Here is a 10091-nt window from a genome sequence, read left to right as displayed (position 1 = left end):
AACCTACTGCTAGTATACCAGAAAGCCGTCGTAGAACGACGGGGTTTTCAACCCAAATTTTCGATAAAGCACTAATCTGCTGTTGTATTTCTGGCTCAATTGCACCAAAGCGACGAGTCAATTGACGTAGAATAAGTTCTAACGCCTCTTGTTTCTTCCCTCGTTGCTCTCCCTGTTGCAATCCTTTTTGCAAAATATCCTGGTAAATTACAGACTCTTGCATAATTTCCTCTCGAAATAGCTGTCTAATCAAATCTTTTTCAAACCGCAACCCGGCTAAAACCTGCACACAAGCTGATATATTCTGTCGCTCGTCTGTTTCTTCAATCATATCGACAGCCGTCGCCACTTGCTCTAATAAAGCTTGGGGTGAATTGCTTTGTGCTAAGGATTTGAGCGTTTGAGAAACTAGGAATTAGCCGTAACGTACCGTATTTATTGGTGCGTTACACGCTGCTTTAAACCACCCTACAATTTAAGGTTTACTGTAGAGACGTTGCATGCAACGTCTCTACATCATTTATGTGGTGCAACCTCATATAAAATTTGTATCAGAGGAGTTCAAAAAAAATATTTAGGCATAGATGTAGTCATAATAGCGGTGTTGGTGAGCAAAAATGTAAATTTATCTCAGCAACACCCAATTCTTATTTCTCTACTTGATTTTTCATCAACCTTTGTACACTAACTAAAGCTCGATTTAACTCATAATTTCGGATTTGAGAATTTTGTAAATACGCCTGTTGTTCTTCCTCAATCATCTGCACATCTTGCACCACTAAACCATCGAGTAACTTTTGCGCCGCACCAAATAAACTATTTTTAATAAACCGTCGAAACCAGACGGGTAATTTATGTAATCGCCAAAAAGCATTTAATGAGGTGAAATGAATTAAATACGCTTTGGTTTCTGTTTCATTCACTGGACACAATAAACAATAAATTTTAAAATCTTTGCCTAATGTAGACATCCAGTGAGGATAAATATAACTCACATCCAAAGGTTCAGGATGTAAGCGGCGTAATGCGGGGAAAAATAACTGAGAGATAGACCAAATTTTATCTATTTTATAATAACTCTGGGCTTGGTAATGAGCATCAACACGGTGTTCATCTTCATCAATATCTTGAAGTGTGGCTTCTGCCCATGCTTGTAAATCCTGATGCAAATGTCCATGATACATATCCATCAGGTTTTCAATTAAATAAGAATAATGAGCTTTGCAGTTAATAACTGAAACTGTGGCGATATAATTTAGATGTTCCCACTCTGGTAAACCTAAAGGTTCTACAGATGGTTCTGCATCGCCAGGATATAACCAAATAAAACCGTCTTGTTCTTTGACTGGGTAACGTCGGATTTTACAATTAGGTAGTTTTTGATTAGCAGCTAAGTAAGGAACAGTTGCACATTCACCTTGATGATTGAAACGCCAACCGTGATAGGCGCATTCCAGTTCATCATTGATGACTTGCCCATGACTGAGTTTAACTTGACGGTGGGGACAACGGTCTTCTAGGGCGTGGATTTGTCCTTGACTGTCTCGATAGAGTGCGATCGCCTGATGCCAAATTATCACACCTAATGGTTTATTTGTCACCTCATCGCTACGTGCTACCACATACCAATGATTCGGGTTAATCCCCAATTGACGGACATCACGACTAGGCACAATTTGAGACATAGAGGACATAGATTTATACATCCTTTGCGGCGTTAGAATGAAAGATTGCTACACCATTTACTGGCTTTAGCTGGTGTAAGATATATATTACAAAGAATCCTAACAAAAGAAAATGTAATATTTCTTACTGAAATTTCATAGTTAAACCACAGCAAAGTAAAGTCTAGACTATTACTTAAGGAACTCAACCTAATTTTGCTCACAGGCTATAAATTAATGTGTAGATAAAACAGTGAATATATCGAGAGAAAAATCTGTATGACAAGCTACCAAGAAACCCTAACTAACCCAGAATCTTTAGATGAAATGGTGGAGACAACCAGCATTAACCATTTGGAAGTGATTGAAAACGTCATTGACTCCTTGGAACAAGATGATAGTGCAATGGTGAGCCACCCCGCAGAAGGTGGTTATTTGTGGAAATTCAAATATGGCAGCGTAGAAGTATTCGTCCAGCTTACAGGAACAACGGATGAAGACACAATCACAGTTTGGTCGGCGGTTCTCCAACTTCCGGCGAAAGATGAACCGAAGCTAATGCGTCACCTGTTGGAAATGAACTGCTCCAGCACCTTTGAAGCGAGATTTGGTATTATTGAGAATCGAGTAGTAGTCATCTCTACACGCACCTTAGCAGAATTGTCTCCAGGGGAAGTTTCCCGATTAATTACTATTGTGGCAACCATCGCAGATGATAATGATGAAGCCTTACAATCTGAATTTGGAGCAGCTTAAGTAATTCCCAATTCTCAATGGCTAACAAGCAGGTTTGGCGACTAATTCCTTTATTAGCAGCGTCTGGTAGTGTGCAGATGGCAATTGACCAATGGTTGCTAACACAGCACCTATCAGGAAAGCAACCTTCAACACTAAGATTTTACACTTGGTCGCCACCTGCGATTTCTCTAGGTTATCATCAACGACAACATCCGCAACATTGGGAAAACCTCACCTGGAAAAATCACACATTAGATTTAGTGCGTCGTCCTACAGGTGGTAGGGCAGTGTTACACCAAGGAGATTTAACTTATACTGTTGTTACCTCTGGATTAATTGGAAATCGTTTGCAAACTTATCAAAAGATTTGTGAATTTTTGCTGCAAGGATGGCGAGCGATCGGCGTAAAATTAGATTATGGTACAGCCGGACGTGGCTACATTCATAACCCCAACTGCTTCGGGACAGCTACAGGTGCAGATTTAGTCTTACCAGATGGAGCTAAATTAATAGGTAGCGCACAATTAAGACGAGGTGGCGCAATTTTGCAACATGGTTCTATGCGATTGCAACCAGATGCAGAATTATTTACTCAAGTATTTGGTGGGGAGACTTTTCAGCCTGTGCAGTTACCGCCAAGTTTGACTGTAGACCAGATTATCACAGCTTTGACAGCTGCGGCGAGGGATTGTTTTGATATAGAGATGGAAATACAACCCCTATGTTTATCCGAGTGGGATGATATTTTAAGTTAATAGTAAGTTTGATGACCTCTCCCCAACCCCTCTCCGACGCGGAGAGGGGCTTAAATATCTTCGGTTTCGACAAATAATCCGGCTTTTAAAGCCTCTCTCCTTGTAGGGGAGAGGTTTGGAGAGGGGTTTTTCAATCTGTAAGCTAGTGGGCAATATCAAAATCAAATATAAAAGTCCCTCTGCGCCTCTGCGTGACCATAATTCATCCCTTAAATCAACACCACAAAACTGTGCATTACCAAACCACGCCTAATCTTCAGCCTTCAGAACAGGCGTTTCTTGCAAATAACCAGCCGCCACACAGTCATCAATCAATTGCAAGACAAACGGCCAAAGTTCCGGCGCACCTGTTTCTACTGGTGCTACCCGTTTCATCACCTGATCTCGCCTAATTCCGTGAATGCGCCAAGTACCTCCCTGGGTTTGTTGATTATGCAGTAAAGGTTGGATGCGGTCTAAAGCGGCGGCGAATTTAGCTGTGGGTGTTTCTCCCGCTTCAAACTCATTCCACAGTTGATGAAGTTCTTCCCCCTGTTCTGGTGGTAACAGTCCAAACAGACGCAATGCGGCTTGTGCTTCCTTATGTGCTTTACTTTCGTTACCCTGCACATCGTAACAGAAGGTATCCCCGGCATCAATTTCTACCAAGTCATGAATCAATAGCATCTTGATAGCGCGGAAGATATCAACCCCATCTGGAGCATATTCTGACAGAGTAAATGCCATAATTGCCAAATGCCAAGAATGTTCCGCGCTATTTTCTTGACGCGAACCGTCTGTTAGTAAGGTTTGGCGCAGTATTAGCTTCAGGCGGTCAATTTCGATGATGAATTGGATTTGTTGAGTCAGGCGGTTAATGGACACGGGGATGTTACAAGAATTACTTTACTCAGCTTAACGGTTTCGCCAATACCCAGATCCACGATTTCTCAAAGAAGTCGGGGATCTATCCCATAATCATTTATGCTTACTAGATATCAGCTAATGCTTTGTTATATTTTCCAGTTAATAACCAATATATTGGTGCAACTAACCCAAAAGGTTTCCAACTTTTAGAATTTTTAATAACTGCACTTACTCCAGATTCATTCTGCACCACTACCTCACAATTTGGTTCACTCATATCTTCCATCATACCAAATGCAGAATAGGCAAAATAAGCAACTGAACAACTCCAATTATGACTCCATTTGTGCAAAACCATCTGTGTTTCAGGAAACTTCATATCAATAAATCCGTTGAGATTGTTTCTGTAAGGATATACATCCGGTAGATCAAAATGAGAAAACATAACTGCTATCCGATATTGAGATTGTTCACTGACAGGAACTCGTCTGTTCAACTCACTCTCTAAAATAGACAAACCTTGAGCAGTCTCTCTATCTTCCCTTGATGTAGCATCAATTATTAAGGCTAAATATTTTGTAATGGCACAGTCATCAAGATATTCACTTATCCAATTTAGGTCATTATTAGATAATGAACTAAATATTTCTCCCGGATATAGTACACACGTAAAACAAAGTTGGATTTCTTTACTTATAATTGTATTAATATTAGAATTCAGAGTAATTAATAGGCTATACACTGGTAACTCAATTGTATGGTAAGGTGCTGATGGCGGAGGCAATTGTGAGCCTTCAGCTAAAATGTCTTTTGCCCGTTCAATTAATATTCTAGCTTGGCCATTGAGCGGTTCAATAGACTGTAATATACCTGTTTTTACCAAGTATGGTAGATAAGCTAAAGTCGCTAGATAGACACTCTTTCCAGAAGGTCTTGGCCCTAAGATTATAATTGCTTCGTTATACCATTCGGTTGTTGACAGTGTAGTATCTGGCAATAAATCCAACCATTCCTGCACCGACTGGGGGCGAAACTTGTAATTTAACGCCATCCCTTTCATAATTGCCTCATTCACCCTGTCGCTAACGCTGGGATTTAAATCCTTTGGTGGTTTTAGGGTAAAATTTTGCAGTCTAGCTGGTGCTGGCATAGGTAACTGTCCAGTCAGCAAAGAATACAAGGTGGCGGCTAAGGCGTAAACATCAATATATTCTCCCCTTTCTTCTACTGGTGCATACTGTTCTGGTGGCGCGTAACCGTCAGTAAGATTCTCTGTATGGTGTAAAACTGCACCAGATATAAATTGTCTAGCAAGACCAAAATCAATCAGTACGGCTTCTGGCTTCCCTGCACGCATCATAATGTTATTTGGCTTTAAATCCCGATGCAGCAAGCCTTTTTCGTGAACAAGTATCAAAGCATCGCCAATTTGCCTAATATATTCGAGTGCTTCTGCTTCTGATAATGCTCCTTTTTCGGTGATCTGCTTACCTAAATCTTCTCCGGCGATGTACTCCATTGCCATACATGGTAAGTCACCTTCATCAAAAACATTTTCCACTTCTACTATGTGGGGATGGCGACATAAGGCTAGGCGTAATGCTTCTTCTTTAAAGTCTTGCTTGAGTTTACTTTGATGCGCTATCCAAGCAGGATGATTGAGTATGGCTTGACGCAGGGTTTTAATTACGCGCAAATTACCCTGTCGATTTTTGGCAAGATAGGTGATGCCAATTCCACCTTCGCCTAATTGTCTCTCGATTGTATAGCGATCGCCAAATAACTGCTGCCCTGGATTCCACACCATAAATAAAAACCGTAGTTTCCTTGGTATCTATTTTCGCATAAGCAGAACTTGGTGCTGTTGCAAGCAATTCTAGACGCAGCCAAACTCATACCAATTCTCTATGAAGTTGCATCAAATAAATAATGTAGAGACGTTGCATGCAACGTCTCTACAGTGCAGAATAAAGTACATCTATGGCTACGCCACGCAAGCTACATCAAGAAACGGTATCAAGGTCTTAGCAACTTGCAAGCAATGCCCACCCTACTGCAAAATGTTAAAATACACGCTGATAAACACGGATAACACTGGCTAATTATCTGCGTTTATCTGCGTGCATCGGCGTTGAATAATTCCCATCAAAATCAATTCACGGTAGACTTAGCAATTACGCCCAATTGCAACCCAGGCGGATAACTACCTTCTTCTTTGATGCGCTTAATTTCGTCCTCCGTCATCCGCAAGCCTAACTTCTGCGCTAATCCTTTAACTATATCTCCTCTGTCAATTACCCCAGCCACAGCACCCGCAGGTGTGAGTACAGTAATACGTGGTAAGTTGTCATTTTCTAATTTGTTGATGACTTCTGCTATAGATGTTGATTCCGCAACTGTGGGTATCTCGGTCAGGGGATGCACAATACTGTGGAGAGTTTGCGTTTCCCATGCGCTTCTTTCGACTAAGCGTAAATCTTCAATAGCGACCATTCCCCGATAACGTCCATCGGAAGCTGCAAAATAAACTTCTGGGGCTGTTGTCTCTAACAGGTAAGCATCCGCAAAACTACGTAAGGTTTGGTCTGCATCGATGACGCGAAAATCACGAGTCATTACATCGGTGGCTGTGACTTTGAGTAAGGTTTCTTGTAATGTGGTAACACGGTCGTAGCTGTTGGCGTTACGAATTGCAAACCAACCTAACAACGCTATCCACAATCCAGTGACTAACTCTCTAGTAAAGTAGTCTACCGCAAATCCCAAGGCGATCGCACCATATCCTAAAAGTTGTCCTGCCTTTGCCGCCCAGTGTACCGCTTGAAAGCGATTTCCGGTAATTTGCCAGAGTGCAGCTTTTAAAACTTGTCCTCCATCTAAAGGTAGCCCTGGTATCAAGTTAAACAAAGCAACAACTAAGTTAATTCTCGCCAAGTCTCCCACCATCATACTAATTGGGCTACTATCAGGAACTACATTATTCCCTAATCGCAGTAACAAAAACAACCCAATACTCACCAACGGCCCCGCAATGGCGACTTGAAACGCTTTACCCGGTGTTTTTGATTCTTCTTCTATCGCTGCGATACCACCAAACAAAAATAGGGTAATCGAATTAACTTTAATTCCTTGCGATCGCGCCGCTAAACTATGACCCAATTCATGCAATAATACCGATGCAAACAGCAACAGTGCCATGATTAACCCTGCACTCCAAGCTGTGACAGTTCCCAATTCTTGGTAAGCTACACCAAAATTGAGAGTCGCTAATCCCAAAATTAAAAACCATAAAGGGTCTAAAAATAGCGGAATACCAAATAAAGACCCGATTTTCCAATTTGTTTGCATTACAACGCCCTGAACCTAAAGATTTTCAGCAGACATACCACACAGGTATGTGTGTTTTACATACAAATTTTTTATTGAATAGATAGATAAAAGCGCGGTTGCTGCTTGATCTACCCTAGATCCTAGAATAGACAATCAAATCGACTTCAGCCTTTAAAAAACAGAAAAATCTAAATTTCAGTCAATAGTGATTTCAACTTATATCGTACTTACCCAACTAACATAGTATTTTAAGCTCGTAGTAAGGACTTTAGTCCTGATTTTTTGGGCGTAGCGTCTTTAGGAGAGGACTAAAGTCCTCACTACAAACCCTTCTTACGTTCTTCTTTGCGCCTACTCTGCGAGATCCGCTTGCGGTATGCGCCTTGCCTGCGGTTCCGCTTTAGCGGTATGCGCGAAACAAAAAATTAATGTAGAGACGTTTCATGAAACGTCTCTACAATTCCCCCTTGGGGTTAGGTTTTATCCTCTAAGCACCCACAGCTTCCTTCGCTGCATAAAGTACCTCAGCACTGATATCTTTAATACCGCGATCGCGTGCAAATTTTTCGGTGTTTCGCTTCACTTTACCACGCACAAAACCAGGAATTTTATTTAATTCTGCTAAACCATCTTTTGTCCAATTTAAATCAGATTCGGCAGATATTCCCTTAGTAATTACTTCTTTGGTATCATGTCCGCCAAAGATTTCTAACAGATGGTCTTCCATTCCTAAAGTAAAGGAATTGTAGATTAAATCTGTAATTTGATTTGTACCTTCATAACCTAAAAATGGTTTATAACCGATGGGGAAGTTCTGCACATGGATAGGTGCAGCTATCACACCACAAGGTATATTCAACCGTTTCCCGATGTGGCGTTCCATTTGCGTACCGAAAATAGCCGCAGGTTCTACGCGAGCGATCGCATCCCCAATCGTACCATGATCATCACTAATCAGCACTTCGTCGCAGTATTCGCTTACCTGTTCCCGAAACCAGTCAGCATCATATTTACAGTATGTTCCTGCCCACACTACATGAATCCCCATTTCCCGTGATAAAATCTTAGTCATGGCGGCGGCGTGGGTATTATCGCCAAACACCACGGCTTTTTTACCAGTTAAGTTTTGACAGTCGATGGAACGGGAGAACCAAGCAGCCTGAGATACATACAGGGTTTGCTCGTTGATATACTCTTCGTAATCAACATTAGCACCTTGGGCGTTAATTATCTCCTGAATTTTGCGGATACATCTGGCAGTTTCTACAACACCCATTGGGGCAATGTCTACGTAAGGTGTACCGAATTCTGCTTGCAGATAATTAGCCGCCATTAAGCCTAGTTCCCGGTACGGTACAAGGTTAAACCAAGCTTTGGGTAAATTTTTCAATTCGTGAACTGATGCACCTTCGGGAATGACGGCGTTGACTTCAATTCCTAAGTCAGCCATCAACCTTTTTAGTTCAGTACAGTCGTGGTTGTTGTGGAAACCAAGGGTTGAAATACCAATGATGTTAACTGAGGGCTTTTCGGTTTTGTTGGTGGGGAGTTCGCCTTTTTTACGGGCTTTCTCAATGTAGAATTGCACGATTTGGTGTAGGGTGCGATCGCCTGCTTGCAATTCGTTAACCCGATAATGGTTAACATCTGCTAGCATTACGTCACCTTTCGCTTCTAACTGCGCCCTTTCGACAAAGTTGTGCAAGTCTTCTTGCAAAATGCTAGAGGTGCAGGTGGGTGTTAATACAATTAAGTCTGGGTGTTCTTCTGCGTCTTTGCGGGTGATGTTATCAACTACTTTTTCTTGAGAACCACGCGCTAAAACGTTGCGGTCAACTACACTAGCTGTAACTGGCGTAAAGTCCCTTTCTCGCGATAGCATGGAGCGCATGACGTTAAAGTAATCATCGCCCAGGGGTGCGTGCATTATTGCATGAACGTTTTTGAATGAGCTAGCAATTCGCAGTGTACCAATATGGGCTGGGCCTGCATACATCCAGTAAGCTAGTTTCATTAATATTCTCCCGCGTTATTTTAAATAACTGGTCTATAAGGGCTTGATTACTTCTTTGATTTTGATTGATTTTGTCTTTAAAACCAGTTGATGGTTTTTAATTTACATGATTCTTAAAGTTCTGCAATTTTTTGTTATCTGTTTTTGTAGGTATTAATTACTTTTATAAGATTTTTAAACGCAAAGGGGCGCGGAGGTAAACGCAAAGGGGCGCGGAGGTTTTTTTGGGTGTTAAGGTTTTTTGCAATCTTGATTTTCTGTGTCTGGGTAAGCTAGGCAATAATCTTGTTTGATTTGTTGCAGAAGTTGTTCGTATTTTTGTTTATTTGTTTCGATGTCTTTGATTAATGTTTGGGCTTGGGTTAATGTGTTATTACATTCTTCTGGAAATTTCTCAAGTCCTAGTTGTTTGAGTTTTACGTTGCATTCTTTGAGTTGGTTATTTACTTGGGCAAATTCTGCTGTTTTTTGTTTATCTTGTTTGACGAGTAATTCACCTTGTTTTAAGTTATCTTCTAGTCGCTGTTTCGCTTGTTGTCTCTGTCTTTCTGTAAAGATATCTCTGACGACAGATGACACTGAGAAAATAGCCAGCAGGATGGAGATTATCAGAAGTAGATGGGTTTGGTTTAAGGATTTGATTCTCATACCTTCGGGAAATACTGCTAATTTAGTTTTCCCAAATCTTCAGCAGAAAATCGCAAAAATTGTCATCTTAATCAAAAGTTAATTTGATTTTAACTG

The 10091-nt window shown here is 41.1% G+C and carries 9 protein-coding genes; 2 read left to right on the top strand and 7 right to left on the bottom strand.

Annotated elements, in window-relative coordinates; genetic code table 11:
• Together A3775_RS07980 and A3775_RS07975 are read right to left on the bottom strand one after the other, a co-directional pair.
• Positions 1 to 349: DUF4351 domain-containing protein (locus A3775_RS07980; RefSeq protein WP_231866965.1), on the bottom strand; the 349-nt coding region annotated here is incomplete at its 3' end.
• Between the two features lie 298 nt (positions 350 to 647).
• Entirely contained in the window at positions 648 to 1694 is a 1047-nt protein-coding gene (locus tag A3775_RS07975; RefSeq protein ID WP_066424469.1) for an aromatic ring-hydroxylating dioxygenase subunit alpha, read from the bottom strand.
• Positions 1695 to 1943: 249 nt separating this feature from the next.
• On the opposite strand from A3775_RS07975, the gene A3775_RS07970 reads away from it, so the two are divergent.
• Together A3775_RS07970 and A3775_RS07965 are read left to right on the top strand one after the other, a co-directional pair.
• The gene (locus A3775_RS07970) at positions 1944 to 2420 is read left to right on the top strand and encodes a YbjN domain-containing protein (RefSeq protein ID WP_066383894.1); all 477 of its coding nucleotides are present in this window, start codon (positions 1944 to 1946) and stop codon (positions 2418 to 2420) included.
• A gap of 17 nt (positions 2421 to 2437) precedes the next feature.
• The gene (locus A3775_RS07965) at positions 2438 to 3157 is read left to right on the top strand and encodes a biotin/lipoate A/B protein ligase family protein (RefSeq protein WP_066424468.1); all 720 of its coding nucleotides are present in this window, start codon (positions 2438 to 2440) and stop codon (positions 3155 to 3157) included.
• 249 nt (positions 3158 to 3406) lie between these two features.
• Here the strand turns inward: A3775_RS07965 and A3775_RS07960 are convergent, their stop codons facing one another.
• From A3775_RS07960 to A3775_RS07940, 5 genes are all read right to left on the bottom strand, one after another.
• Positions 3407 to 4021 carry an HD domain-containing protein gene (locus A3775_RS07960; protein WP_066424467.1) on the bottom strand — a complete coding sequence of 205 codons (615 nt, stop codon included), beginning with the start codon at positions 4019 to 4021 and terminating at the stop codon, positions 3407 to 3409.
• Between the two features lie 106 nt (positions 4022 to 4127).
• Positions 4128 to 5810: a serine/threonine-protein kinase gene (locus A3775_RS24985; protein ID WP_231866964.1), complete on the bottom strand. Its 1683-nt coding sequence runs from the start codon at positions 5808 to 5810 to the stop codon at positions 4128 to 4130.
• Positions 5811 to 6154: 344 nt separating this feature from the next.
• A complete protein-coding gene (locus A3775_RS07950) occupies positions 6155 to 7351 on the bottom strand; it encodes a site-2 protease family protein (RefSeq protein ID WP_066424466.1) in 1197 nt (398 codons plus the stop codon).
• 469 nt (positions 7352 to 7820) lie between these two features.
• Positions 7821 to 9347: a ferredoxin:protochlorophyllide reductase (ATP-dependent) subunit B gene (bchB, locus tag A3775_RS07945; protein WP_066383917.1), complete on the bottom strand. Its 1527-nt coding sequence runs from the start codon at positions 9345 to 9347 to the stop codon at positions 7821 to 7823.
• Between the two features lie 231 nt (positions 9348 to 9578).
• A complete protein-coding gene (locus A3775_RS07940) occupies positions 9579 to 9926 on the bottom strand; it encodes a hypothetical protein (RefSeq protein WP_156481578.1) in 348 nt (115 codons plus the stop codon).
• Positions 9927 to 10091 lie beyond the last annotated feature (165 nt).

It is taken from the genome of Anabaena sp. 4-3, from assembly GCF_001597745.1.
In the GTDB taxonomy this organism is placed as follows: Bacteria; Cyanobacteriota; Cyanobacteriia; order Cyanobacteriales; family Nostocaceae; genus Trichormus.
This window is presented reverse-complemented; position numbering and strand designations above follow the sequence as displayed.

Coding starts and splice junctions, on each gene's coding strand:
- A3775_RS07975 (WP_066424469.1), bottom strand. CDS start 1,694: ATGTCCTCTATGTCTCAAATTGTGCCTAGTCGTGATGTCCGTCAATTG.
- A3775_RS07970 (WP_066383894.1), top strand. CDS start 1,944: ATGACAAGCTACCAAGAAACCCTAACTAACCCAGAATCTTTAGATGAA.
- A3775_RS07965 (WP_066424468.1), top strand. CDS start 2,438: ATGGCTAACAAGCAGGTTTGGCGACTAATTCCTTTATTAGCAGCGTCT.
- A3775_RS24985 (WP_231866964.1), bottom strand. CDS start 5,810: ATGGTGTGGAATCCAGGGCAGCAGTTATTTGGCGATCGCTATACAATC.
- A3775_RS07950 (WP_066424466.1), bottom strand. CDS start 7,351: ATGCAAACAAATTGGAAAATCGGGTCTTTATTTGGTATTCCGCTATTT.
- bchB (WP_066383917.1), bottom strand. CDS start 9,347: ATGAAACTAGCTTACTGGATGTATGCAGGCCCAGCCCATATTGGTACA.